Raw genomic sequence first — 23185 nt, 5'->3', positions numbered from 1 at the left:
TGGTTCGACCTAATTGGGGCGGCCCAGGACGATGGCGTCCGTGGCATCCCAATGCACTGGCACCGCGTCGCCGACCGACACGGGCATTGAAAAAAAGCTCACGTCATCGACGATCGCTGTGAAATCCTCGACACCGGCGCCGTCGATCGACAGCTTCACCGTGCCGCCGCGGTATTCGACATTGGTAACGAGACCGGTGAAGCCGAGCCCCTTGACCGGGCTTTCGCCGATACGGACATGATCGGTGCGGATGGCGGCGTCGGCGGGGGCGCCGATGGTCTGGCCCTCGCCGCGCACGAGAAAGGTGCCGCCTTCAGGGACGGCGATTTCCACTGCGCCATCGGCAGCGGCGGTCACCGCGCCGGAGATGACATTGTGGTCGCCCATGAAGCGGGCGACGAAGGCCGTGGCCGGGCGCTCGAAGACCTCACGCGGCGCCGCGGCCTGCTCGATGCGGCCATCACTCATCACGACAATGATGTCGGCCAGCGCCATGGCCTCCTCCTGGCTGTGGGTGACATGGACAAAGGTGATGCCCAGCCGCTTCTGCAGCTTCTTGAGCTCGGCGCGCATGCGGATCTTGAGGAAGGGATCGAGCGCCGATAGCGGTTCGTCCAGCAGCAGCGCCTCGGGATCGGTGATCAGCGCGCGGGCCAGCGCCACACGCTGCTGCTGGCCGCCCGAGAGCTGGGCCGGGCGCCGGTCAGCATAGGCATCCATCTGCATCAGCTTGAGCATCTCAAGGGCTCGTGCGCGGCGCTCGGCTGTCGGCACACCGGCCATCTTGAGGCTGAAGGCGACATTGTCGACCAGGTCGAGATGAGGAAACAACGCATAGGACTGGAACATCATAGCCGTGCCGCGCTTGGCGGGCGGCAGATTGGTGACCACGGTATTGCCCAGGCGGATGTCGCCGATGGAGACACTTTCGTGCCCGGCGATCATGCGCAGCGTCGAGGTTTTGCCGCAGCCCGAGGGGCCGAGCAGACAGCAGTAGCTGCCTGCCGGGATCTTGAGGGAGATGGAGTCGACAGCCGTCGACTTCCCGTAGATCTTGCTTACGGAGGCCAGGTCAATCTCGGCGGCTTTGGTCATGCGGCGCTCCCGGGTTAACGCCCCTTGCTATGCATGCCCCGTGCCAACTGCTGACCATCTCACCAAGGCCTTGCCGCAGCGGAGAAAATCCGCGCCAGGGCAATTGCCCGCATTTGAGGCGCAACAGGTCGTTGCTTGCAAATTAAGCAGTTGCGCACATTCCTCGCCCAGATTGTATGCAATCCTGTGCCGTGATCGTGTGCGACAATTTCCTTTCGCTTCGACCGGATTCTTTCTATGAAGGAGCGACAGGGTGAACCATGACCATCGCCGACCCGCAGCTGACGCAATTGAACTCGCCACCGGCCCAGGCCGGCGAAGACCGTGCCATGACCATTCGCGACCATTTGCGCGATGCGATCGTGGATCGGCGACTGGCGCCGGGCACCAAGCTGTCGGAAGCGGAAGTGGGGACGCTGTTCGACGTCAGCCGCACCGTGGTGCGCGCGGCGCTGCAGGCACTGGCCTTTGAGGGCCTGGTCAAATCGGAACGCAATCGCGGGGCCTTTGTCGCCAATCCGAGCCCCGAAGAAGCGCGCCAGGTGTTCGATTCCCGACGGCTGATCGAGCCAGGCATTGCACGCGCTGCGGCAGGACGGCTCAGTCCAAGCGATATCGCCACGTTTCGGAAGCAGTTGATCGAGGAAAGTCGGCTGCTTGCCGAGCGAGGGTCCCTCGCCCGCCGAGCCGAAATCCGCGCCTCAGGCGATTTCCACCTGCTGTTGGCCAGCGTCGCTGGCAATGTGATCCTGCACCGGTTCATGGAAGAGCTGGTGGCGCGGTCGTCGCTGGTGATTGCGCTCTATGGCAATTCGGGCGCGTCGAGCTGTGGACACAATGAGCATGCCGATATCCTGGCGGCGCTGGAGAGCAGCGACGGCGAGCGCGCGGCGCAGCTGCTGGTGACCCATATCAATCATATCGAGGCCGACCTCGACCTGCGCCAGAACACGGGCCTGCCGCTGCGTGAGGCGCTGTCGCGCTAGGCGTGGCCTAGCACGTACGAAGCGGCAGGCAGAGCGGGCGCCCATAGGCCGGGTCGGTAATGATCATGGCATCGACATTGAACACCCGGGCTATCAAATCCTGGGTCATCAGCGCATCGGGCGTGCCGCAGGCGGCAACGCCGCCATCGCGCATGAACACCAGCTGATCGGCATAGCGCGCGGCGAGGTTGAGATCATGCAGCACGAGGACGATAGTGCGGCCGAACTCGGCATTGAGTTGACGCACGAGATCGAGGCAATCGAGCTGGTGGGCGAGATCGAGATGGTTGACCGGCTCGTCGAGGCAGACGATCTCGGTTTCCTGCGCCAGCACCATGGCAATCCAGACGCGCTGCACCTGACCACCTGAGAGCGAGCCGAGCGGACGGTCGCGAAGGCTGGCGACGCCGGTGCCGGCCATGGCGGCCTCGAGCGCGCGGGTATCCTGGGCGTCCCAGCGTTGCAACATGGTCTGGTGCGGATAGCGGCCGAGGCGGACCAGCTCTTCGACCGTCATGTCCTCGGGCGCCGAGGGGTTTTGAGCCAACAGACCAATGTGGCGGGCCAGGGCCTTTTCGGAGAGATCGGCGACGTCGATGTCTTCCAGCAGCACGCGACCGGCGGCGGGGCGATGGAGGCGCCGGATGGCGCGCAGCAAGGTGGATTTACCGCAGCCATTGGGGCCGGCGAGCACCGTGATCTTGCCACGCGGAATGGCCAGGGTCACGGTGTCGAGCACCGTCTTGCCGGGATAGGCCAAGGTGAGCCCGTCGATGGTAATGCTGGGGGCAGGATTAGCCGTCATGGCGTTGCTTGCTCATTAGCAGGAAGAGGAAATAGGGAGCGCCGATAATGGCGGTGACGGTGCCGGCGGGCACCTCGGTGGGCGCAAACAACACGCGGACCACGAGATCGGCCCCGACCAGCATGAAAGCGCCGAGCAGGAAGCTGCCGATAATGCCGGCGACCATGGAACGGCCGACGATGAGCCGCGCCAGATGCGGCGCCATGAGGCCAACAAAGCCGATGGCGCCGACAAAGGCCACAGAGACCGCAGTGAGCGCGGCAGCGACGGCAAAGACCAGCAGGCGAAACACCGGCAGGTCGAGCCCGACGCTGCGGGCCGAGACCTCGTCGAGATCAGCGGGCGGCAGCTTGCGGGCCACGGCCAGCGAAAGAACGAGCAGCGGCAGCAGCAGCAGCGCGGTGATCTGGATCTCGGTCCAGTTCACCTCATTGACGGCGCCGGCGATCCAGCGGGCGGCCTGGCTGGTGCGATAGATTGGCCCAATGAGCATCATGACCATGACCAGCGCCTTGGCCACGGCGCCCACGGCAATGCCGAACAGCAGAAGTCGCACTGCCGAGACCGACTGGCGGCCGCTGAGCAGGAAGACCGCGGCAATGCCCAGGGTGGCGCCGGCCATGGCGGCCAGCGGCTGGAAGACGATGGAGGTGACCAAGGTATTGGATTCGTCCGACAGCGCGGCGAGGAAGATCACCACACCGAGCGCTCCACCGTCGATGACGCCCAACACGCCCGGCGAGGCCAGGGAATTTCGGGTGATCTTCTGGAGGAGAAAGCCCGCGACGGCCATGCCGCCTCCGGCGAGGATAGCGATAACCACGCGCGGCAGGCGCAGCTGTAGCACGATGAGCGACTGGGTCTTTTCGCCGGCGCCCAGGATGACAGCAGCGACGCGGTCAATGGGGATCCAGCTTGAGCCGAAGGCAACGCCGCTCAGGGCCAGGACGACGGTGGCGATGGTCATGATGGCCAGCAGCAGCGGCGCCCGCGTCGCCGAGAGAGCGGGAATGAACGGGGTCATGCAGCTCTCCCGCGCAGTAGCAGAACCAGGACCAGCCCGCCCACCACAGCGGTGACGGCGCCGACGGGGGCCTCGACCGGGTAGATGACAAAGCGGGCCAGCACATCGGCCAGGGTGGTGTAGATGGCGCCGATCAGTGCGGCAGCCAGCATGAGCGGACCGTGGCGCAGGCCAGCGAGGCGCCGCGCTGCATGGGGCACAACGAGGCCAACAAAGCTCACCGGTCCGGCCATGGCGACGGCGGCGCCACTGAGCAGGGAAATGGCGAGGAAGCAGCCGATGCGCACCAGGCTTACTGGCACGCCCAGGCTCACTGCCGTCGCGTCATCGGCCTGCAGGGCATCGAGCGGGCGCACCAAGGCAAAAGCGATGGCACCGCCGGCGGCGATGAAGGGCAGGCCATTGATGGCCAGGGCCATGGGCCGATCGACAAAGGAGCCAGCCAGCCAGAACAGCAGGTTCTGCATCTGCGCCTCATTGCTGGTGAGGATGAGCTGCACCACGGACTGGCCGAGCCCGGCAATGGTGACGCCGATCAGCACGATGCGAATGGGGGAAATGCCCCCTGCCCCGGCCGCTATGGCAAAGACCAGCATGCTGGTGAGCAGCGCGCCGAGCGCGGCGACCAGCGAGAGGCCGGTGAGCGAAGTGATGCCCAGCGTGGCGCTGGCCAGCACGACGGCCAGCGAGGCGCCGGCATTGAGCCCCAGTGTATCGGGAGAGGCAATGCGGTTGCGCGAAAGGGTCTGCACCAGCACGCCGGCGACGCCCAGGCCCGCGCCGACCATGGGGGCGAGAATGGCGCGCGGCAGGCGCAGATTGACCAGAACCGTGGCGGCCTCGGAACCATCGAAGGCGAAGATCGCCTGGTAGAGCTGGTCGAGGCCATAGAGGCGATAGCCAACGGTGGCGCTGACCAGCATGGCGGCAACCAGCAGCGCGGCCAGGCCTGCGATGATGACTGCAAAGCTCTGCCGGGCCGATCTGGCGCGGGGGGCGGTCATGGCTTGGCTCACGGCGACATCCGTAACATGATATTGACAGTCATATTAGTTTCTGTCTGATTGCGCAGAACATTTTATGACCTACCTTGTCAAGTTAGAGAGTGCAAATGTCCCTGCTTCGATCCACCCGTCTTGCCTTGGTGGCCCTAACGGTGCTGGCCGGCCTGCAGCCGGTCGTAGGCCGGGAAATCACCCATGCCATGGGCGTCACCGATGTGCCCGACCATCCGCAGCGCATTGTGGTGCTGACCAATGAGGGCACCGAGGCGCTGCTGGCGGTGGGCATCACGCCGGTGGGCGCGGTGCGCTCCTGGCTGGGCTCGCCCTGGTATGAGCATATCGCGACACAGATGGGCAATGTGATGGTGGTGGGCGAGGAATCGGCGGTTGACCTCGAGGCCATTGCGGCGCTGCAGCCGGATCTGATCATCGGCAACAAAACGCGGCAGGAAAAGATCTATGACCAGCTGTCGGCCATTGCCCCGACGGTGATGTCCGAGCGCCTGCGCGGCGACTGGAAGATCAATATGGCGCTGTATACCGATGCGGCCGGGGTAAAGGACGCAGGCACTGCGGCACTGGCGACGTTTGACGGCCGCGTCAAGGCGCTGGCGGCGGAAGCCGGGCCGCTGCTCAAGGAGCGCATCTCGCTGGCGCGCTTCATGCCGTCAATGACGCGCATGTATTACAAGGACACGTTCGCCGGGCTGATCCTGTCGGAAGTCGGCTTTGCCCGCCCGGCCATCCAGGATCAGGACGCCTTTGCCGACGAGATCGGCAAGGAACGCATCCCCGACCTGGACGGGGATCGGCTGTTCTACTTCGTCTATGAGACCGGCGACGGCGCGGGCGACAACCAGGCCAGTGACTGGCTGGCCGATCCGCTGTGGCTGAACCTGCCTGTCGTCAAGGCCGGCAAGGCGTTCCCGGTGTCGGACGCCATCTGGAACACGGCCGGCGGCTATATCGCTGCCAATCTGATGCTGGACGATATCGAGGCCAATTTTGGCCTCGCCTCGACCCGTTGAGCCGGCTCCTGCCGCATATTGCTGACTGATTATTTGAGAGACTGACCATGTTGTTGCGTGCCCTTGCCAGCCTTGCCGTTGCCCTTGCGCTGACGGCCCTGCCCGCCGCCGCCCGAGAGGTGACCCATGCCATGGGCACCACAGACGTCCCCGACCAGCCCATGCGCGTGGTGATCCTGACCAATGAGGGCACCGAGGCGTTGCTGCATCTGGGCGTGGTGCCGGTGGGTGCGGCGCAAAGCTGGGACGCCGACACGTTCTATGCGCATCTGCAGCCGATGCTGGGCGATGCGGTGTCGCTAGGGACCGAGACGGCGATCAATCTCGAGCTGGTTGCGGCGCTGGAGCCGGATTTGATCATCGGTTCCAAGGTGCGGCAGGAGAAGATCTATACCCAGCTCTCGGCCATCGCGCCCACGGTGATGTCGGAGACGTTGGGTGCAACCTGGCTGGAAAACTACCAGTTCTATGGAGAGGTGCTGGGCCTGGGCGAGACAGCCAAGGCCAATGTGGCGGCGCTTGAGGCGCGGGCCAAGGCGCTGGCGGCCGCCATTGGCGAGGGCGTCAAGGACGAGATCTCCATGGTGCGTTTCTCGCCGGCGCGTGTGCGCATCTACCAGAAGGCCAGCTTCCCCGGCGTGGTGCTCGACCTGGTCGGTTTTGCTCGCCCACCGGCGCAGGACAAGAACGAGACCTTTGAGGAGGTGACTAAGGAGCGCATTCCGGACATGGCCGGCGATCGCATCTTCTACTTCTCGGCCGACAACGACGCGCAGGAGGACAAGGCCAATCTCGACGAGTGGCTGGCCGATCCCCTCTGGCAGACGCTGGAGGCGGTTAAGGCCGGGCGGGCGCAACGGGTGAGCGAACTGGCCTGGAACGCCGGCGGCGGCATCTATTGCGCCTATATGATGCTCGACGATTTGGCTGAGATCTATGGCGTCACCCTGTCACCCATCAACCTCTGAGCATGGCGCAGTTCTGCACAGACATCGCCCGGGCCTGCGGCGAGCCGCTGGCCGGCACCGGTGCGCTGGCTGAGCGCCATCTGTTCCTGCGCTGGCCCAAGGGCAAGTGGCGGCGGCCGCGCTACGAGGCCGCCGATCTGGAGCCCGCCGTGCGGGCTGCCATGATAGACGCCATAGCGCACGACAACTATGTCGGCCTGTTTGCCAATGACGGGCCGGAACTGGAGCTGGTGAGCTTTCCCGACGGGGTGCGCATCCTGCCACGCGATGCAGCGCATGCAGCAGAGCTCATCGCTGACTGGGGCCGGGGCACACCGCTGCCCGGCACGCCTGTCGGACGCCGGATCATTCTATGCTGCACCGACGCCAAGACTGATGCGTGCTGCGCGCGTTATGGGTTTGGCATCTACAAGACACTGGCCGAGCAGGCGCCAGCACTGGGGCTGGACGTGCTGCAGGTGACCCATATCGGCGGCTGTCACTTTGCCCCATCGGTGATCGTGATGCCGGAGCGCCGGCGCTATGGACGGCTGACGACGGAGATGGTGCCAGCTTTCCTGGCTGCCATTGCTGGCGACCGGCTGTACTTGCCAGCCTATAAGGGTGACCCCGGCCTGGGCGAGATGGAGCAGGCTGCCGACATTGCCGCCCGGCAGTGGCTGGGTGATGTCGACCGGCTGGCCGATACCAGCCGGATTGCCAGCGTCGCCTTTGGCGGGCCCGGCAAGGCTGAGGTGCTGGTGGACTGCAATGGCATCATGGTCAGCGTCCGGCTCACCAGCAAGGTGTTTGCCGTGCATGGCAGCTGTCGCAGCCTGGACGCGGCGCCGGCACCAAAGACGCGATGGGAGGCCGTTGGTGTGCAGCTGGCAGGTGCTGTGACAGGCCAGTCCTGCGCCTGAAGCGTGCAGCCCAAGGGCCATCGGCCGAACACGCCGGCAGGCGACAATTTCTCCGCAGTTGATCCTGATCAAACAATTGACGCATCACCATATTAGTGTGGTCGTACAATCAAGGAGACCCGAGATGGACATTCGCAATATCGTCGTCGGCCTGAATGTTGAGATGGACCAGCCTGAGCTGCTGTCTCTGGCGGCTGCCCTGGCGAGCCAGCACAAGGCCACTCTGACCGGGTATAGCTCCGCCCAGCCGCCAGTGACCACGACAGTGGGCGCCGGTGACGTGGCTGGCGCACTCTATGTCGAGCAGATGCAGGTCATCGAGCAAGGCGTGGCCAAGGCCAAAGACCGCTTCTTTGCCGCCGTGCCAGACACCATCGCGCATAAATGGGTGGGCGGCGTGCAATGGCCGGCCAATGGACTGATCGACCTCGCCCGCACCACCGATCTGATCGTTGTCGGCTCCGGCCAGAACAAGGGCCAGGACGCGGCCAGCACCATCGATATCGGCGAAGTGCTGCTCGGCGCCGGTCGGCCGGTGCTGATCGCGGCGGAGGGCTCCAGCAAGCTGATTGGTGACAAGATCATCGTGGCCTGGAAAGATACCAAGGAAGCCCGGCGTGCCATTGTCGACGCCCTGCCCTTCCTCAAGGCCGCCAGCGATGTGCAGGTGCTGGTGATCGACGAGGGGAACCTGGCCAGCGAGCGCGCCAGCATGCAGGACGCGGTGGCCTGGCTGATCTCCCATGACGTCAAGGCACATGGGGATGTGCTGCCCAATGAAGGCAGCGTCGCCGACACCATCACCAAGGCGGCCCTGGCAGCGGGCGCCGATCTGGTGGTGAGTGGCGCTTATGGGCACAGCCGGTTGCGCCAGTGGCTGGTGGGCGGCATGACGCGCGGCCTGCTGGCGACCAATGGCATTCACCGCCTGCTGTCGAACTGATCCGTCAGACAACCCAGGGCGCGGCCGTGTCGCCGCGCCATGACTGCTCTAGTGATCGAGCGGACGCGGCCAATAGACGTCGCTGTCGAAATCGTGCGGAATGTGCGACAGGCAGCAGATGGCCCGCATGGCAAATTCAACCTGCTGAGCATATTGGCGCAGGTCTTCCGGCATGGGCAGGCCGGTGAGGAATTCGCGCCGCCGCCATTCGTGCAGGCGGATCGCACGCAGACGCCGGTTGGCTTCCGCCTCGACGTCCTCGACGCCCACCTTCTCGCTGAAGGCGTGATCACCCTGCCAGCCTGGCTCGGTCCATTCCCTGGAATTGCCGATCTCTGCGAAGCGCACTTTCGGTTCCTGTTGCCCTGGCCACCGTGCTTGGCGGCGCAATATGAAGAGACTGTCACAATCCTCTTACCGAACAGGTAACAATCCGGCTTCGCAAGGGGCACAGCTATGCTAGCCTTGCAGGCATGAGCATCCTTTATGTCATGGCTGCACAAGCCGAGTATGGTCCGAACCTGAAAGCCCGCATCACGCCGCTGATGACAGGCGTCGGTCCGGTTGAAGCTGCCGTGGCGGTGACGCGCGCGCTGGCCATGGCGATGCGGCTGCCCCGGCTGGTGGTGTCGCTGGGCTCAGCGGGATCGCGGGTGCTGGAGCAATGCGGCGTCTATCAGGCGAGCGCCGTCAGTTACCGCGACATGGATGCCTCGCCGCTGGGGTTCGTCAAAGGGCAGACGCCATTTCTCGAACTGGCGCCGGTGCAGGCGCTGCCCATTCGCATTCCGGGCATTGCCACGGCGACACTGTCGACCGGAGCCAATATCGTCTCGGGCGCGGCCTATGACGGGATAGACGCCGAAATGGTGGATATGGAAACCTATGCGGTGCTGCGGGCCTGTCAGGCCTACAATGTCCCGCTGATCGCGCTGCGCGGGATCTCCGATGGCGCCGAAGAGCTGAGCCATGTCACTGACTGGACACAATATCTGCATGTGATCGACGGGCGGCTGGCCGAGGCGGTGGACCGCATTGAAGCAGCCTTCGCAGCGGGAACGCTGCTCTAGCGCTGCAGCTTGCGGTCGCGGCGGGCGCGGCGCCAGACAGTCCATTTGCGCAGGCCGCGCACGATCGCCAGATTGACCGGCCCCTGCAGGAAGGCCAGATCGATAGCCAGCAGCAGCAGGCCCAGCGGCAGCATCCAGATGCCGAGTACCGGCAGGAAGCTGAAGATACCACCCAGCACCAACAGGAAGCCGAGCGGCACACGGATCCAGCGGGCTTCTGGCCGGCGCAGGCTGGTCAGCAGGCGGACGCCCTGGGGCGGGATGCGCTGTTGCAGCTTGTCAAACTGGCGGTCAAGGCGAGCACGGTGTTTGGCCACTGGCGGTCCCTTCGCGTCGGTGCAGATGGAATTGACATGTAGTGTGCACCTGGCGCTGTTCCAAGGGGGATAGGGCCTAGCGCGCGCATGTGCCGCGCCGACAGCACGAAGCCTAGATGCGTTAGCGTTTTGCTAACCGTTCGGCTCAGACTTTCCTTAAGCCTGTGGAGTCATATTCGCGCTCAATTGCATGTTTGCAACACTTGAGGACAGCCAATGCGAAACACGACCAAAGCGGTGCTCCAGGCCGCAGCGCTCGCCGTTGTCGCAACCACGCTGGGTGGCTGCAGCCTGTTCGGCATCAGCTTCGGCACGGCCCAGCTGAGCCCGAAGGAATGCCTGATGCGGGCGATGTATTTTGAATCCAACCGCTCCAGTGCCGAAGGCATGCTGGCCGTGGGCACAGTGGTCATGAACCGGCTCAATGATCCGCGCTATCCCAAATCGGTCTGCGGCGTGGTGGGGCAGAAGAACCAGTTTGCGCAGGGCGTGATGACCAAGCGGATGACCGACAGCGGCGCGGTGCTGGCGTCGCAGATGGCCGACCAGGTGCTCAATGGCGCGCGGCATCCGGGCGTGCGCAGTGCCCAGCATTTCCACACCGCCGGGCTGCGCTTCCCCTACAACAATATGCATTATGTGCTCGAAGCGGGCGGCAACGAGTTCTACGAGAAGTACTGACCGCCCGCTAACGCGTCATTTGGCCTGGATCAGTGCCTTGCTGAGGAAGAAGCCATGGCCGTCCGCGCGGGCGCAGGTCAGCCCCTTGCGTTCGGACAGGCACTGGAACGGCCCGAGCTGGGCGACCCTGTCATAGTTGAGCTTTTGCACCAGCGAGCAGCAGCTGGCGTCGTCGGCAGGGGCGAAATAGGCCGCGCCACTGCCGCCCAGGATGGCCCGGACATATTTTGGCTCGACGCGATCACACTGGATTTCGGCCTTGCCGTCGACAGTGGCATAAAACGAGGTGCCGCCGGCCGGCGTATAGATGCAGCCGATATTGCCTGACGGGGTGATAAACTCGACCTGGCCTTCGCTGGTTTGGCGCAGGCGTTGAGTGTCATAGGCCTGGGCCGGGGCGACCGCCAGGGTGGCGGCAAGAGTAACGGCGGCCAGCCCGAGGGCAGACCGCAAGGCAGAGAACAGACGAGAACTGGTGATCAACATGGCCATCCCTCCATGGCGTTGCGATGATCACCACTATGGCATTGCCGGCTGAACCCAGGCCAGCGGAGTCATTCAGGCCAAATTCAGTTTGTGGCCAACGGGCGGGCTAGAAATCGCCGCCGATGTCAAAGCCGCTGTCGTCCATGTCAAAGCCGCCGGAATCGGCGTCCGTTCCCGGGTCGTCAGCGGCGGGTTGGTCGGGTTCGCTGGCATGGGCGCTGCCGCCGAAGAGGCCGGCCAAAGCACTGCCGAGCAGCATGCCGCCTGTGACGCCCAGGGCGGTCTGGGCTGCGCCTGCGAGAAAGCCGCCGCCCTGCCCGCGCACGGGTTGTTCCTGCCAACTGTCCGGGCTGCGGCCCCAAGGGCCGCGAGGCCGCTCGCGCGCGCGTTCGAGTTCCTCGATGCGCTCGCGGGCCTCGCGCAGCGCCTGGTCCTGCATCACAACAACCTGGGCCAGGTAATAGGGCGCGGGCGGAAAGGCCCGCAGGCGCTGCTGGATCAACAGCTCGGCGTCGGGATCGCGCGGCGCGCTGGTGCGGGCCACATCCTCGATGCGGTCAAAAAGGTCGTTGATGGCCTGCTGGTCCTGCTGGTTGGGCATGATGCGCCTCCGTGACGAAAACTGTCTGGGCAGGACATGGGGACCAGATTGCCGCCGTGCAATGGGCTGAAGTCCGATTCAGGTCTTCTTGGTGGTGCGCAGCACATAACCGATGACGATGGCGACGGCCTCGTAGAGCTCAAGCGGGATACTGTCATCGATCGGCACACTGCTCAGCGCCTGGGCTAGCACGGGATTGGCCTCGATTATGATGCCGTTCTCTTCGGCCAGGGCGACGATCCGCTCAGCGACGAGGCCCCTGCCCTTGGCGACGACGCGCGGAGCGTCGCGCGTGCCTTTTTCATATTGCAGGGCAATGGCCAGTGCGCGGTCTTTGGGGCCCTCGCTCATGAGCGAGCATCCACGAAATGGCCTGAGCTGCTCGGCTGGTTCGTCTGTGGCGCGCCATGGCGGACGATGACAGAGCCAGGCTGCAGACCGACACTGGCCAGCGTATCGCGCAGGGCCGCGACTTCGGATTCCAAAGCAGCCGTTGTCTCGGCGTCGGCGGCCCAGAGCATGACGCCGGTGGTGCGGCCGCGCAGGGTGACCTGGGCGCCGACCTCGCCCATGTCGGGCACGTTGACGGCAAAGCGCATCTGCCAGCCGCGCTCGCTCTGCTCCTCGCTGGCGCTGTGTTCGTCGCGATGGATCTGCATCTGCAACAAGGTCTGCTGGCCGGAGATGACCACCGGCAGATCGAGGCTCCAATCCGCGTTGCGGGTAGCCGGATCGGGCAAGGAGGCGTGCTGATGCAGGCGCAGGCGGGACAGCGCGGCATCGGTGCGGTCGAGCAGGTGCTTGCCCACGGTCTCCGAGCCCATGGCGGGGTCAACCGGCGGGGGGATCGGGCCTTTGGCGCGCGGCACCTGCCCGCGCAGCGGCGGCGGTGGCTGGGCGACAGCCGCCAGACCGCCCTGCTGGCCGAGCCAGCTGGCAAGGGTCTGACGCAGCCCGAGGAGCGCCGATTTCATATCGGTTTGCGCGGTGGGCAGTCGGGCGGTGGCATCGCCCAGGGCAGCTTCCTGAAAGATGCCGGAGCTCAGCACAGCTTTCTGCAGGGCGGCTCCATCGAGCTTACCGCCATCGAGCACCACGCGGCCAGCCAGCACCAGTTGGGCGGCGCGGATCACCGGCTCGGGCAAAGCGACCTTGCCGGCGACGGCGGTGAGCGCGGCGGTGAGGCCCACGATGCTGTTTTGGCGTGGGAGAGCCGTCTGCACCATCTGGGCCAAGGCGGCCTGGGGGGTAGCGGGTTGGACCGGCGGAGTCTGTCCTGTCGTCGGGGCCGTCGGTGTCGCAGCGGCCGTCGTTGTGCCGGGCTGCGCCGTCACAGGCGCGGCGGCTGGCGGGCTGGCGGGATAGGCAGCCGTGCGCAGAGCCATGTTGGGGACGCCGGGTGTAGCTGGGGCTTGGGGCAGCGCTGGCGCGAAGGTTGGGGCCGCTTGCGAGGCGGCGCCCGCTGGCGCGCCAGGGGGTGCAGCGGTGGGCGGTGTTGCGGTGCCCGCAACGGCAGGGTGGGGCGTCGGGGCGGCAGGGGCCAATGGAGCGGTTGGCGCTGCATTGGTCCCACTCGGCACATTTGCCAGGGGTGGCGCAGGCGAATTGGCAGTTGCGGCCGGCGGCGCGGTTTGCACCTGAGTGTTGGCGGCCTGAGGTGCAGAGGATGCAGGGGTTTGTCCAACAGCCGATGGGGCGCCGGGCTGCGGAGCGGGCGTATTGACCTGCGGGGCCGCCAAGGCGGCGCCGGACTGCGTCGCGGCAGGTTGGCCGGTGGGTGGCGCGGAGGCCTGCGGCTGCGGTGTCGTGGTGACGCCGGGGCGGAGTTCGGTGGACAGGGTGGCGCCGGGACTGGGCAAAGGCAAGGTGACGCTGGCCTGGGGCGCGGGCTGGGCGGTCGGCGTCTGCGCATTGGGGGTCGAGAGCGCCTTGATGCTGGCGGCCTGGATGGCGAGGCGCAATTGTGCGCCGGTGCCCTGCACGTCAAACTTGAGGATATCGCCGGCCTTGGCGGCGAGCGGCAACACCAGGTTGAGCGACTGGCCGGCGATCTGCACCTGGGTGCCGCCATTGGGCGCTGGGCCGATGACCTTGCCCTCGATGGACTGACCGGCCTGCAAGGCTAGCGCCTGCAGCGCGGTTCCGCGCGCAGCGGCAATGATCTGGGGGAACTGGCTGGGAATCGACATGGCGTTCCTGCCCCGGCCGCACCATGCGGCTGCGCTAGTCTAGCGCAGCATCAGCATCGCCTGATTCTGTCCCGCTTGGGAGACTTAACGTCGTGTGACCTTGGCGGCGCGTTTTGACGCGATCGCCATGCGATCAGTCCGGGCGAATGTCGGTATAGGCCTTGGTGGCGGGCTTGCCGCGAAAGGTGACCCAGAAGAAGTTGAGCGTATAGGTCCCCGCGGTGCGGAAGACGCCTTCCTTTTCAAGGCGGCGGCCGGAGGTTTTCATCTTGAGCGCGAAGGTAAATTTGACGCCGCCAACCTTGGAGAGGCGCACGGCCACGTCAGTATCTTCGCCGAAGAATTCGATGGAGCGGTCATAGCCGCCGACCTGCTGCCAGGCAGCGCGCTTGAAGACGAAATTGCCGCCCTGCACCACCGAGCCGACGCGCAGCACATAGCGGTTGAGGACATAGATCAGCCAGGTGAGGCCATAGAAGGCGTTCACCAGGAAGCGGTTCCAGGCGCTCATGTCGTAATAGACATAGGGTCCGCTGAGGCAGACCAGCTTGGGATCGCGGTTGAATTCGCTGAAGACAGTATCGAGCCAGCCAGGCGGCACGATGGTGTCGCTGTCGATATTGGCGACGAGGTCAAAGCCTTCGCTGGCGGCGAAGCCGGCGTCGCGGGCATTGACCAGGCCCTTCTTGGGTTCATCGACCACGCGGACGGTGGGGAAGCTGCGGGCAATCTCGCCGGTACGGTCGGTCGAGGCATTGTTGACCACGATGATGTCGGCATCGACACCGACGCGGGCGATCTCGGCCACCACCGATTCCAGGCATTTGCCGATCAGGGCCTCTTCATTATAGGCCGGAATGACGAATGCCAGTTTCATGCTTGCCTCATGCTGGTCCGGGGCTTTGCAGCGGCAGCCGGGGAGCAATCCCCGATGGCGCGACGCAGCCCGCGTGGCGGAATGCAGTGGCTGCAAATAGCCTCTACGCCGCCCCGCGGCAACTGCTTGTTGCCAGAGCGGAGCGGCGCGATGCGCAAAGGGGCCGCGATTGAGCCGATCAGCCGATGTAGTCGCGCTTGCCGATCGGCACGCCATTGGCGCGCAGAATGGCGTAGGCCGTGGTGACGTGGAAGTAGAAGTTCGGCAGGGCGCGCTGGTTGAGATAGTCCAGGCCCGACATGGTCACATCATTGCCGCCGAGCTTGAGCGTCACCTGGCGCGTATCGCTGTCAGCGAAATCCTGGCGCTTGGTGGTGGCCAGCAGGTCGATGGCCTTCTGGATGCGGGCGCGCAGCTGATCGAAGGTTTCCTCGGTGTCGGGCCAGGACGGGATGTCGTGGCCGGCCAGGCGCGAGACGCAGCCTTTGACGTGGTCGGTGGCGATCATGATCTGGCCGCGGAAGGGGATCATATCAGGGGCAAGACGGCCATTGGCCAGCACGGCACTGTCGAACTTGCGTTCGGTGGCATTGGCCTCGGCCTTGTCCATGATGGACAAGAGATTGGTGAGCATGCGGGTGAAGACAGGCACGGACACGTCATATAGGGACACAGTCATCGGATTCTACCTTGCTTGGCGAAGCGCATTGTCCAGCCAGTCCGACGCCGCCAAAGGGGCGAGCGAACGGACCACGGGACGAGAGAACACAGCGGTCTCATGCGCCAGAGCGGGCGCGGTGACAAGTCAAATGGAGCGGCAGATGCAGGTGCTTGCGCAATGACCCGAACCGACACCACGGCACGGCGGCCCAACCCGTCGGGCTGGCTTGGGCGGCTGCGCTCGACGCTGCGGCTGCTCTATCACAGCTCGTCCCCGACGGCGCAGCGCTTCCAGGCGGCCGTGCTGATTGTGGACCTGGCCATCGTTGCTTTTTTCATCGCCGCGCCGCTGCTGCGCGACAATCAGTCTTTCCTGTGGATCGACCTCTCGATCGCAGCGCTGCTCGCGCTCGACCTGGGCGCGCGGGCCTTGGCCGCTACGGACACGTTGCGCTGGGTACGACAGACGCCGGTGATCCTGGATATCCTGATCCTGATCTCGCTGCTGCTGCCGATCTGGCTGATCAACCTGGGGTTCCTGCGCATCCTGCGGCTGTGGACCTTGACGCGCAGCCCGCTGTTCTGGCGGCCACTTAGGCGTTGGGGACTGATGGGCTATCGCGAGCCTATCCAGGCGGTGATCAACCTTCTGGTGTTTCTGTTCATCGTCACCGGCTTTGTCTATGTCGCCTTCTCGCATCGCGGCGACACCGGCATTTCGGGCTATGTCGATGCGCTCTATTTTACGGTGGCCACCGTCACCACCACCGGGTTTGGCGACATCACCCTGCCCGGCACTGGCGGCAAGCTGGCCTCGATCGCCATCATGATCATCGGCATTTCGCTGTTCGTGCGGCTGGCACAGGCGATCTTTCGGCCCAACAAGGTGCATTTCCCCTGCCCGCAATGCGGGTTGCAGAAGCACGACCCGGACGCGGTGCACTGCAAGGCCTGCGGCCAGGTGCTCAATATCCCCGACCACGGCGACTAGGGTTAGCGGACCACCGGCAGGCGGACCCGGAAACAGGCGCCGCTCATCGGGCTGGGTACGAGGTCCAGAGTGCCATTCATGCGGGCGATGATCTGGCGGGAGATGGCCAGGCCCAGCCCGGCTCCGGACTGGTCGCTGGCGCCCTGCTGACCGCGGGAGAATTTCTCGAAGATCAACGTGCGCTCGGCCTTTGGAATGCCTGGCCCATTGTCGGCGATCTCGACCACATAGCTGCCGGCGCGCACGCTGGAGGTCACCCGCAGCACGGGGGATGTGGCATTGTTGTATTTGACGGCATTGGACACCAGGTTGATGAACACCTGACAGAGCCGATCGGCATCGCCCTCGACCATGGTGCGGCTGGCGCGTTCGCCCTGCTCGACCCGCATGCCGCGCTGACGCAGCAGTGCGTCGCAGACCTGGAGGGCCCGCTCCAGCGCCGCCTCAGCATCGACCGGCAGATTGTCCCAATTGCGCTCGCCGCGCTCCAGTGCCGACAGATCGAGGATCTCATCGAGCAGCCGGGTCAGCCGCAGGCTTTCCTGATGGATGGTGGAGACGAAATGCTGGCGCTGCGCCTCGTCGATGCCCTGGGGATCGAGCAGGATTTCGGAGAAGGAGCGGATTGAGGTCATGGGCGTGCGCACCTCGTGGCTTACCTGGCTGAGGAACTCATCCTTCTGGCTGTCGAGCTCGCGCAATTGCACATTGGCGTCCTCGAGCTTCTGGGCAGTGGAGCGCAGCTCGGCGGAGGTCTTTTCGAGCTGCTGAGAATATTCGATGACCTGCTGGGTCTCGTCGGCCATCTGCATCATTTCTTCGAGCGAGACGTCGCTGCCCGAGACCACTTTGGACAGCATGACATGGGCGGAAGCGGCGCCGATGGAGCCGGCCAGCTCACGTTCCAGCTTGCCGATGAATTCCGAGGAGGGTTCGAGCCGGTCGGGCTCGACGCCGATCTCGCGTGCCGCGGTCTCGAACAAGGCCGCCGCGCGCCGCTCGCCCAGCACGCGCTCGGCGACAAAGAACAGATCATTGGCGGTGGCCGAGCCACGCACGAAATTGCCCCGGCTGGCGGCGCCGCGATGGAACACATCGACAAAAAGCGTGGACTGGATGCGCTCAAGCGCCGACTGCTTGGTCAGCAGCGAAACGACGGTGAGCGTGATCACATTGATGGTGAGGCTCCAGAAGGCGGCATGGGAGAGTGGATCGAGCCGGTCGAGCCCGAACAGGGCTTCGGGCCGGAGCCAGGCGATGCCCCATGGCCCGTGCTGCACCAGCATGGCCACCTGGGGCGAGACGGATTCGAAGGACGGCAGGAAGCTGCACCAGACCCAGATGACGAAGCCGGCAGCAATGGCCGCGGTGGCGCCCTTGAGCGAGGCGTCGCGCCAGAACAGCGCCGCCAGAACGGCCGGGAAGAACTGGGCGATGGCGGTGAAGGAGATCAGGCCAATGGGCGCCAGGGCGTTGGAGTCGCGGGTGAAGAAGAAATAGAAAAAGCCCAGCGAGAGGATGAGGATGATCGAAAAGCGCCGGGCGACCAGCAGCAGGTGGCTGACCCCCTGCCCGTCGGCGCTGGGTTGGCCGGAACTGAAGCGCAAAACCAGCGGCATGATGATGTGGTTGGACACCATGATGGAGAGCGCGATCGACTCCAGGATGATCATCGAGGTGGCTGAGGAAAAGCCGCCGATGAAGGCGAGGAGCGCCAGGGCACTCTGGCCGTGCACCATGGGCAGGGTGAGCGCGAACATGTCCGGATTGGAACCGGCCGGCATAACAGTGAGCCCGAACACCGCGATGGGCAGGATGAACAGGCTCATCAGCAGCATATAGGCGGGGAAGGCCCAGCCGGCGGTGCGCAGATGGCTCTCGTCTGAGTTCTCGACCACGGTGACCTGGAACTGGCGCGGCAGGCAGACGATGGCCGCCACGGACAGCACCAGTGTGGTCACCCAGCGATCGCCGAAACTGTTTTCTGTGGGGGCGCTGACACCCATTTCAGCGGCGCGGCGGAAGATTGGCTCCAGGCCACCGCCAGCATAGACGACGAAAATGCCTACGGCCAACAGAGCCGCCAGCTTGACCACGGCCTCAAAGGCGATGGCAGCCACAACGCCATGGTGCTGCTCCTTGGCGTCGACATGGCGGGTGCCGAAGAGAATGGTGAAGAGCGCCATGGCCGCGGCGATGCCGAAGGCGAGGCCGACATCGTCAATGCCCGCCAGACTCCCCTGCCCGAATTCGGACGAGCCGGCGACGGCCTGAATGGAGGAGGTCACAGCCTTGAGCTGCAGCGCGATATAGGGCGCGATGCCTATAACGGCGATGCAGGTGACCAGCACGGCCAAACGGTTGGACTTGCCAAAGCGGGAGGACAAAAGGTCGGCCAGCGAGGTGATGCGCTGGTCGTGGCTGATGCGCACCAGCCGGCGCAGCAGGAACCACCAGCCGACAAAGACCAGTGTCGGGCCGAGATAGATGGTGAGGAACTCCAGACCACTGCGGGCGGCATTGCCGACGGCGCCATAGAAGGTCCAGCTGGTGCAATAGACCGAGATGGAGAGCGTATAGACCGCCGGGGAATGCAGGAAGGATCTGGTATTGGCGCGGGCGCGGCGGTCGCCAAAGAAGGCCAGCACGAACAGCAGGCCGACATAGCCCACGGCGGTGGCGATGACGAAATCAGCCGACAGCATCACTCATCCTCCGGGCCATCGGGCTTGCCGGTGACATCGGGCGCCAGGGTGCGGCTGAGCCAGGCGGTGCCGACGATCAGCCCGAGCCAGACCAGAAAGAGGTAGATCACGATCTGGGGCACGCCGAAGTGGCTGATGGGCTGGTTGAACACCAGCACCAGCGGCGGCACGAGCAGCAGGGCGCCAAAGACCGTCAGGGCCAGCATGGCGCTGACGCGCTTACGCGGCTCCACCGACGTCACCCAGCAGAGCACGTACGGCGCCCACCACATCGGCATTGGCATAGGGCTTGGTCACAAAGCCATCGGCGCCCAGCTCCTCGGCGGTCTTGCGATCCTGCTGCTGGCCCTTGGCCGTGAGAATCAGCACCGGCATGGCGGCGAGTTCGGCATTGGTCCGGATCTGCTTGAGCACGTCGAAGCCACTGCGCTTGGGCAGCATCACGTCGAGCAGCACCAGGCGTGGCCGCAGGCGGCGCACCGCTTCCAGCACGGAATCGCCATCGGTGACCGCACTCACGCTCCAGCCGGCACGGCGCAGGATGAAATCGAGCGATTCCAGAATGCTCGGCTCATCCTCGGCAATGAGAATGTCGATTGCCAAAGTCCCCCCTGATCCTGCTGCGGTCTCCCTTCCGCAGCGGTCGCGCCAGTTAAGCCCAATCAGCCGGGATCGCCAAGCGCAAATGCGGTGGGCAGCAAAGGCGCGCGGGTACGGGAGGAATCGGCACCGGGCGACAGGGTTTCCTCCTGGCGGCTGGTGCAGTCGCGCCGGGTGCAAAGACGACAGCTGGGACCGACGGGAATGTCGGCGGCGAGGTCGTTGAGATCGAGCCCCATGCCATAGATCGTACGGTCGGCATGCAGCACGTCGCAGGCCAGCATGACCGAGGAGGCCACAACCTGTTCGCGGAAGGAGGCGGTGCGGCGCTGGACGGTGCGGGCGAGGAAGAGATAGCGCGAGCCATCGGAGAAGCGGACCACTTGGCGCATCGAGACATCGGGCGTGCGGAAGGCGCCATAGATGGCCCAGAGCGGACAGGCGTGGCCGCTGTTGGGCAACAGGAGGCCGGGCAGCGGGAAATGCTTGGTGAGCCGCCCGGCCGGGTCCGAGCGCAGGAAGCCGAAGGGAATGCCCTGCTGGCCGGGACGGCGCAGCGTCACCAGGCGATGGGCCACCTGCTCATAGCTGGCGTGATAGACCTGGCGCAGATGGTCGATGTCATAGGCGCAGGCTTCGGCAGCGCCGAGCACTTCGCCATAGGGAAAGACCATGGCGCCGGCCAGATAGGAGCCGATGGCGCGCGACGCCAGGCGGCGCGCTGTCGGGGTGGAGAGCACCGCGCTCTGCAGCGCCTCTGAGATGGCATCGGGCGCAGCCAGTTCGCCATAGAGCCGGGCGAGCTGGAACTGGCGGGTGGCCAGGGTCGTGGCGCCATGGAACCACATGCGGCGCCCGGCGGGCTCGAAGCGGTACTGGCCGGGGAAATCATCCTCATCGGGCGGGCCGCCGACGGTAACCGTGACGCCAAAGCGCCGGTCGAGCAATGTGGTGAGCGTGGCGACGCCGAATGCGCCGTGACGGTCGATCTCGGCGCGCAGATCCTCGGCGGCCAGTTCCAGAGTGGGGAAATAGTTGTCGCGCTCGATGATGAGATCGTCGATTTCGCGCACCGGCGAGACGCTGCGGCGGATCTGGCTGGAGGTGTCGAACTGGCCGATGAGATTGCGCGCGACATCGGAGAGGCCGCGGGTTTCGCGGCCGATGGCGGCGAGGAACCGCTGGCGCTCGGCGTCGTCGAGATCGGGCACGTCCTCGAGAATTTCGGCGCTGGAGCGGATGGCGGTGATGCCCGAGACGATGCGGAGCAGGAGCTGGCTCAGCAAAGGGTCCGAACGCAGCCGGTCGGCATAGGCGTCGGCATTGGAGACGGCATTGCCATAGGCGCGGTGCAGACGGGCCAGGGCAGCGGCGCTGGCGGGATACTGCGCCACCAGTTCGCGGCGCTCGTCGGGCTGGAAGGGCAGCGACTCGACCATGGGGTCGGCAAAGGCCTCTTCGAGATCCTGCAGCAGTTTCTGTTCGCTCTGCCCGGTCAGTTCATCGATATCGATATCGAGATGGGTGGCCACGCGGTTGAGCAGCGCGCCGCCGATGTCGCGTTTGTTGTTTTCGATCAGGTTGAGATAGCTCGGCGAAATGCCGACCAGACGCGCCAGGCCCGCCTGGGAAAGTTTCAGTGATTTCCGCCGGTTGCTGATGCGAAAGCCAATTGGTGCACGCATTGTCGACACCCTCCTCCCGACTCCACTTGTCAATGAGTTGACTATTTTGGCGCCGATCCAGATCAATAATTTACAGAATATCTTTGCAATTACAACGCCCTATTGCTGTCGTTTTCTGATTTGTCGATACTCCGGATGCGGTGAGTGGCTGGCTATGCATCAGTTGCCCCGCGCCAAAAGGAGGAAATCGATGACACTTTTGAAGCGCGGCCTCAGCCGCCGCCGGGTGCTGCAGACCGGCATGGCCGGCATTATCGGTACCGGCGTTGCACCCCTGATGTTCACCAAGGGCGCCTGGGCGCAGGAGTTCTGCAACAATCCGACCGGCGATACGGTCACCCTGGGCCTCAACCTGCCGCTGACCGGCGCCTATGCGGAGGAAGGTGCCGACGAACAGAAGGCCTATGAGCTGGCCATCAAGCATCTGAACGGCGAAGGCGACGGCGGCCTGCTCAACCTGCTGCAGCCCTCGGCCCTCAAGGGCAATGGCATCCTGGGCAAGAAGGTGGCCTTCGTCACCTCCGACAGCCAGACCAAGGCCGACGTGGCCCGAGCCGGCGCCACCCGCATGGTCGAGCGCGACGGCGCCATCATGATCACCGGCGGTTCATCGTCGGGCGAAGCGGTTGCCGTGCAGGGTCTGTGCCAGGAAATGGGCGTGATCTTCATGGCCGGCCTCACCCATTCCAACGACACCACCGGCAAGGACAAGAAGCGCTATGGCTTCCGCCATTTCTTCAATGCCTATCAGTCGGGCGTGGCGCTCGGCCCCGTGCTGGGCCAGGAATATGGCAAGGACCGCAAAGCCTATCACCTGACCGCCGACTACACCTGGGGCTGGACCCAGGAGGAGTCCATGAAGAACGCCACCGAGGCCCTGGGTTGGGAAACCGTGGCGGCCGTCCGCACCCCGCTGGGTGCCGGCGACTTCAGCCAGTTCCTGACCCCCGTGCTCAATTCGGGCGCCGACGTGCTGATCCTGAACCACTACGGCAATGACATGGTCAATTCGCTGACCCAGGCCGTGCAGTTCGGCATGCGGGACCGCGAAGTGAACGGCAAGCAGTTCCAGATTGTCGTGCCGCTGTTCTCCGAGCTGATGGCCAAGGGCGCCGGCCCGAACATCAAGGGCATTTTCGGCACCTCGAACTGGCACTGGAACCTGCAGGACGCGGGCACCCAGGCCTTCACCAAGTCGTTCGGCGCGGCCTATGGCGCTCCGCCGTCGCAGGCTGCCCACACCTGCTATGTGCAGACCCTGCTCTATGCCGATGCCTGCGAACGCGCCGGCACCTTCTATCCGCCCGAGGTGATCAAGGCGCTGGAAGGCCACGAGTTCGACGGCATGGGCAATGGCCCGACGCTGTACCGCGCCGCCGATCACCAGTGCATGAAGAACGTGCTGGTGGTGCGCGGCACCGAGAACCCGACCAGCGAATATGACGTGCTCGAAGTGGTGCAGGAAGTGTCGCGCGACGCTGTCGACTACGATCCGGCCATCTTCGGCGGCGACCTGGGCCCGGCGGAACCCGCCCCCATCTGCTGACCTCACGCTGATCGACCAGCCC

At 65.0% G+C, this 23185-nt stretch carries 25 protein-coding genes; 9 read left to right on the top strand and 16 right to left on the bottom strand.

What is annotated here, in order from left to right:
* Positions 1 to 9: 9 nt before the first annotated feature.
* Entirely contained in the window at positions 10 to 1095 is a 1086-nt protein-coding gene (locus E8M79_RS10400; protein ID WP_137151835.1) for an ABC transporter ATP-binding protein, read from the bottom strand.
* Positions 1096 to 1355: 260 nt separating this feature from the next.
* On the opposite strand from E8M79_RS10400, the gene E8M79_RS10395 reads away from it, so the two are divergent.
* A complete protein-coding gene (locus E8M79_RS10395; RefSeq protein ID WP_137151834.1) occupies positions 1356 to 2081 on the top strand; it encodes a GntR family transcriptional regulator in 726 nt (241 codons plus the stop codon).
* A 7-nt stretch (positions 2082 to 2088) separates the two neighbouring features.
* Here the strand turns inward: E8M79_RS10395 and E8M79_RS10390 are convergent, their stop codons facing one another.
* Genes E8M79_RS10390 through E8M79_RS10380 form a run of 3 tightly spaced genes read right to left on the bottom strand, consistent with a single transcriptional unit; the run spans position 2089 to position 4914 of the window.
* Positions 2089 to 2886: an ABC transporter ATP-binding protein gene (locus E8M79_RS10390; protein WP_137151833.1), complete on the bottom strand. Its 798-nt coding sequence runs from the start codon at positions 2884 to 2886 to the stop codon at positions 2089 to 2091.
* Positions 2876 to 3910, bottom strand: coding sequence for an iron ABC transporter permease (locus E8M79_RS10385; protein WP_137151832.1), 1035 nt, complete (start codon positions 3908 to 3910; stop codon positions 2876 to 2878). The genes E8M79_RS10390 and E8M79_RS10385 overlap by 11 nt, the downstream gene beginning before the upstream one ends.
* The gene (locus E8M79_RS10380; protein ID WP_137151831.1) at positions 3907 to 4914 is read right to left on the bottom strand and encodes an iron ABC transporter permease; all 1008 of its coding nucleotides are present in this window, start codon (positions 4912 to 4914) and stop codon (positions 3907 to 3909) included. The genes E8M79_RS10385 and E8M79_RS10380 overlap by 4 nt, the downstream gene beginning before the upstream one ends.
* 107 nt (positions 4915 to 5021) lie before the next feature.
* Here E8M79_RS10380 and E8M79_RS10375 point away from each other — a divergent pair, with 107 nt between their 5' ends.
* From E8M79_RS10375 to E8M79_RS10360, 4 genes are all read left to right on the top strand, one after another.
* Positions 5022 to 5942 carry an iron-siderophore ABC transporter substrate-binding protein gene (locus tag E8M79_RS10375; protein ID WP_137151830.1) on the top strand — a complete coding sequence of 307 codons (921 nt, stop codon included), beginning with the start codon at positions 5022 to 5024 and terminating at the stop codon, positions 5940 to 5942.
* A gap of 47 nt (positions 5943 to 5989) precedes the next feature.
* Positions 5990 to 6910: an iron-siderophore ABC transporter substrate-binding protein gene (locus E8M79_RS10370; RefSeq protein ID WP_137151829.1), complete on the top strand. Its 921-nt coding sequence runs from the start codon at positions 5990 to 5992 to the stop codon at positions 6908 to 6910.
* Positions 6911 to 6912: 2 nt separating this feature from the next.
* Complete coding sequence (locus tag E8M79_RS10365) at positions 6913 to 7812, top strand: sucrase ferredoxin (protein WP_137151828.1); 900 nt, start codon at positions 6913 to 6915, stop codon at positions 7810 to 7812.
* Between the two features lie 124 nt (positions 7813 to 7936).
* Positions 7937 to 8755 (top strand): universal stress protein, encoded by an 819-nt coding sequence (locus tag E8M79_RS10360; RefSeq protein WP_137151827.1) that lies wholly within the window; start codon positions 7937 to 7939, stop codon positions 8753 to 8755.
* Between the two features lie 48 nt (positions 8756 to 8803).
* Here E8M79_RS10360 and E8M79_RS10355 read toward each other — a convergent pair whose 3' ends face one another.
* Positions 8804 to 9103 (bottom strand): hypothetical protein, encoded by a 300-nt coding sequence (locus E8M79_RS10355; protein WP_137151826.1) that lies wholly within the window; start codon positions 9101 to 9103, stop codon positions 8804 to 8806.
* A gap of 125 nt (positions 9104 to 9228) precedes the next feature.
* On the opposite strand from E8M79_RS10355, the gene E8M79_RS10350 reads away from it, so the two are divergent.
* On the top strand, positions 9229 to 9825 hold the full coding sequence (locus E8M79_RS10350) for a 5'-methylthioadenosine/S-adenosylhomocysteine nucleosidase (protein ID WP_137151825.1): 597 nt from the start codon (positions 9229 to 9231) through the stop codon (positions 9823 to 9825).
* Here E8M79_RS10350 and E8M79_RS10345 read toward each other — a convergent pair.
* A complete protein-coding gene (locus E8M79_RS10345; RefSeq protein ID WP_137151824.1) occupies positions 9822 to 10142 on the bottom strand; it encodes a hypothetical protein in 321 nt (106 codons plus the stop codon). The genes E8M79_RS10350 and E8M79_RS10345 overlap by 4 nt on opposite strands.
* A 216-nt stretch (positions 10143 to 10358) precedes the next feature.
* Between E8M79_RS10345 and E8M79_RS10340 the strand changes: the two genes are divergently transcribed.
* A complete protein-coding gene (locus tag E8M79_RS10340) occupies positions 10359 to 10823 on the top strand; it encodes a cell wall hydrolase (RefSeq protein ID WP_137151823.1) in 465 nt (154 codons plus the stop codon).
* Between the two features lie 15 nt (positions 10824 to 10838).
* Here the strand turns inward: E8M79_RS10340 and E8M79_RS10335 are convergent, their stop codons facing one another.
* The 6 genes from E8M79_RS10335 to E8M79_RS10310 form a co-directional block, all read right to left on the bottom strand.
* The gene (locus E8M79_RS10335; RefSeq protein WP_248304966.1) at positions 10839 to 11309 is read right to left on the bottom strand and encodes a hypothetical protein; all 471 of its coding nucleotides are present in this window, start codon (positions 11307 to 11309) and stop codon (positions 10839 to 10841) included.
* Between the two features lie 106 nt (positions 11310 to 11415).
* Complete coding sequence (locus E8M79_RS10330) at positions 11416 to 11910, bottom strand: DUF2076 family protein (RefSeq protein WP_137151822.1); 495 nt, start codon at positions 11908 to 11910, stop codon at positions 11416 to 11418.
* Between the two features lie 78 nt (positions 11911 to 11988).
* The gene (locus tag E8M79_RS10325) at positions 11989 to 12261 is read right to left on the bottom strand and encodes an EscU/YscU/HrcU family type III secretion system export apparatus switch protein (protein WP_137151821.1); all 273 of its coding nucleotides are present in this window, start codon (positions 12259 to 12261) and stop codon (positions 11989 to 11991) included.
* Positions 12258 to 14099, bottom strand: a complete 1842-nt coding sequence (locus E8M79_RS10320) for a flagellar hook-length control protein FliK (protein ID WP_137151820.1) — start codon at positions 14097 to 14099, stop codon at positions 12258 to 12260. The genes E8M79_RS10325 and E8M79_RS10320 overlap by 4 nt, the downstream gene beginning before the upstream one ends.
* 133 nt (positions 14100 to 14232) lie before the next feature.
* Positions 14233 to 14976, bottom strand: a complete 744-nt coding sequence (locus E8M79_RS10315) for a glycosyltransferase family 2 protein (RefSeq protein WP_137151819.1) — start codon at positions 14974 to 14976, stop codon at positions 14233 to 14235.
* 178 nt (positions 14977 to 15154) lie between these two features.
* Complete coding sequence (locus tag E8M79_RS10310; protein ID WP_137151818.1) at positions 15155 to 15655, bottom strand: DUF1993 domain-containing protein; 501 nt, start codon at positions 15653 to 15655, stop codon at positions 15155 to 15157.
* A 159-nt stretch (positions 15656 to 15814) separates the two neighbouring features.
* On the opposite strand from E8M79_RS10310, the gene E8M79_RS10305 reads away from it, so the two are divergent.
* The gene (locus E8M79_RS10305; RefSeq protein WP_137151817.1) at positions 15815 to 16627 is read left to right on the top strand and encodes an ion channel; all 813 of its coding nucleotides are present in this window, start codon (positions 15815 to 15817) and stop codon (positions 16625 to 16627) included.
* Positions 16628 to 16629: 2 nt separating this feature from the next.
* Here the strand turns inward: E8M79_RS10305 and E8M79_RS10300 are convergent, their stop codons facing one another.
* The 4 genes from E8M79_RS10300 to E8M79_RS10285 are packed head-to-tail and all read right to left on the bottom strand — an operon-like array spanning position 16630 to position 21617.
* Positions 16630 to 19332 (bottom strand): sensor histidine kinase, encoded by a 2703-nt coding sequence (locus E8M79_RS10300; RefSeq protein ID WP_137151816.1) that lies wholly within the window; start codon positions 19330 to 19332, stop codon positions 16630 to 16632.
* Positions 19332 to 19565 (bottom strand): hypothetical protein, encoded by a 234-nt coding sequence (locus E8M79_RS10295; RefSeq protein ID WP_137151815.1) that lies wholly within the window; start codon positions 19563 to 19565, stop codon positions 19332 to 19334. Before E8M79_RS10295 ends, E8M79_RS10300 begins: the two co-directional genes overlap by 1 nt.
* Positions 19552 to 19935 (bottom strand): response regulator, encoded by a 384-nt coding sequence (locus E8M79_RS10290; protein WP_137151814.1) that lies wholly within the window; start codon positions 19933 to 19935, stop codon positions 19552 to 19554. Before E8M79_RS10290 ends, E8M79_RS10295 begins: the two co-directional genes overlap by 14 nt.
* Before the next feature lie 59 nt (positions 19936 to 19994).
* Positions 19995 to 21617 carry an XRE family transcriptional regulator gene (locus E8M79_RS10285; RefSeq protein ID WP_137151813.1) on the bottom strand — a complete coding sequence of 541 codons (1623 nt, stop codon included), beginning with the start codon at positions 21615 to 21617 and terminating at the stop codon, positions 19995 to 19997.
* A gap of 190 nt (positions 21618 to 21807) precedes the next feature.
* Between E8M79_RS10285 and E8M79_RS10280 the strand changes: the two genes are divergently transcribed.
* On the top strand, positions 21808 to 23163 hold the full coding sequence (locus tag E8M79_RS10280; RefSeq protein WP_137151812.1) for a substrate-binding protein: 1356 nt from the start codon (positions 21808 to 21810) through the stop codon (positions 23161 to 23163).
* Positions 23164 to 23185 lie beyond the last annotated feature (22 nt).

It is taken from the genome of Devosia sp. FKR38 (assembly GCF_005222805.1).
In the GTDB taxonomy this organism is placed as follows: domain Bacteria; phylum Pseudomonadota; class Alphaproteobacteria; order Rhizobiales; family Devosiaceae; genus Devosia.
Note: the sequence above shows the minus strand (reverse complement) of the source record. Positions and strands in the feature narration are given on the sequence as shown.

Bases quoted from the DNA above. Each gene is read 5' to 3' on its own strand.
- E8M79_RS10365 (WP_137151828.1), top strand. From the start codon at position 6,913: ATGGCGCAGTTCTGCACAGACATCGCCCGGGCCTGCGGCGAGCCGCTG.
- E8M79_RS10335 (WP_248304966.1), bottom strand. From the start codon at position 11,309: ATGTTGATCACCAGTTCTCGTCTGTTCTCTGCCTTGCGGTCTGCCCTC.
- E8M79_RS10390 (WP_137151833.1), bottom strand. From the start codon at position 2,886: ATGACGGCTAATCCTGCCCCCAGCATTACCATCGACGGGCTCACCTTG.
- E8M79_RS10300 (WP_137151816.1), bottom strand. From the start codon at position 19,332: ATGCTGTCGGCTGATTTCGTCATCGCCACCGCCGTGGGCTATGTCGGC.
- E8M79_RS10380 (WP_137151831.1), bottom strand. From the start codon at position 4,914: ATGACCGCCCCCCGCGCCAGATCGGCCCGGCAGAGCTTTGCAGTCATC.
- E8M79_RS10375 (WP_137151830.1), top strand. From the start codon at position 5,022: ATGTCCCTGCTTCGATCCACCCGTCTTGCCTTGGTGGCCCTAACGGTG.
- E8M79_RS10350 (WP_137151825.1), top strand. From the start codon at position 9,229: ATGAGCATCCTTTATGTCATGGCTGCACAAGCCGAGTATGGTCCGAAC.
- E8M79_RS10280 (WP_137151812.1), top strand. From the start codon at position 21,808: ATGACACTTTTGAAGCGCGGCCTCAGCCGCCGCCGGGTGCTGCAGACC.
- E8M79_RS10315 (WP_137151819.1), bottom strand. From the start codon at position 14,976: ATGAAACTGGCATTCGTCATTCCGGCCTATAATGAAGAGGCCCTGATC.
- E8M79_RS10385 (WP_137151832.1), bottom strand. From the start codon at position 3,910: ATGACCCCGTTCATTCCCGCTCTCTCGGCGACGCGGGCGCCGCTGCTG.
- E8M79_RS10330 (WP_137151822.1), bottom strand. From the start codon at position 11,910: ATGCCCAACCAGCAGGACCAGCAGGCCATCAACGACCTTTTTGACCGC.
- E8M79_RS10370 (WP_137151829.1), top strand. From the start codon at position 5,990: ATGTTGTTGCGTGCCCTTGCCAGCCTTGCCGTTGCCCTTGCGCTGACG.
- E8M79_RS10340 (WP_137151823.1), top strand. From the start codon at position 10,359: ATGCGAAACACGACCAAAGCGGTGCTCCAGGCCGCAGCGCTCGCCGTT.
- E8M79_RS10325 (WP_137151821.1), bottom strand. From the start codon at position 12,261: ATGAGCGAGGGCCCCAAAGACCGCGCACTGGCCATTGCCCTGCAATAT.
- E8M79_RS10305 (WP_137151817.1), top strand. From the start codon at position 15,815: ATGACCCGAACCGACACCACGGCACGGCGGCCCAACCCGTCGGGCTGG.
- E8M79_RS10360 (WP_137151827.1), top strand. From the start codon at position 7,937: ATGGACATTCGCAATATCGTCGTCGGCCTGAATGTTGAGATGGACCAG.
- E8M79_RS10395 (WP_137151834.1), top strand. From the start codon at position 1,356: ATGACCATCGCCGACCCGCAGCTGACGCAATTGAACTCGCCACCGGCC.
- E8M79_RS10310 (WP_137151818.1), bottom strand. From the start codon at position 15,655: ATGACTGTGTCCCTATATGACGTGTCCGTGCCTGTCTTCACCCGCATG.
- E8M79_RS10320 (WP_137151820.1), bottom strand. From the start codon at position 14,099: ATGTCGATTCCCAGCCAGTTCCCCCAGATCATTGCCGCTGCGCGCGGA.
- E8M79_RS10285 (WP_137151813.1), bottom strand. From the start codon at position 21,617: ATGCGTGCACCAATTGGCTTTCGCATCAGCAACCGGCGGAAATCACTG.
- E8M79_RS10400 (WP_137151835.1), bottom strand. From the start codon at position 1,095: ATGACCAAAGCCGCCGAGATTGACCTGGCCTCCGTAAGCAAGATCTAC.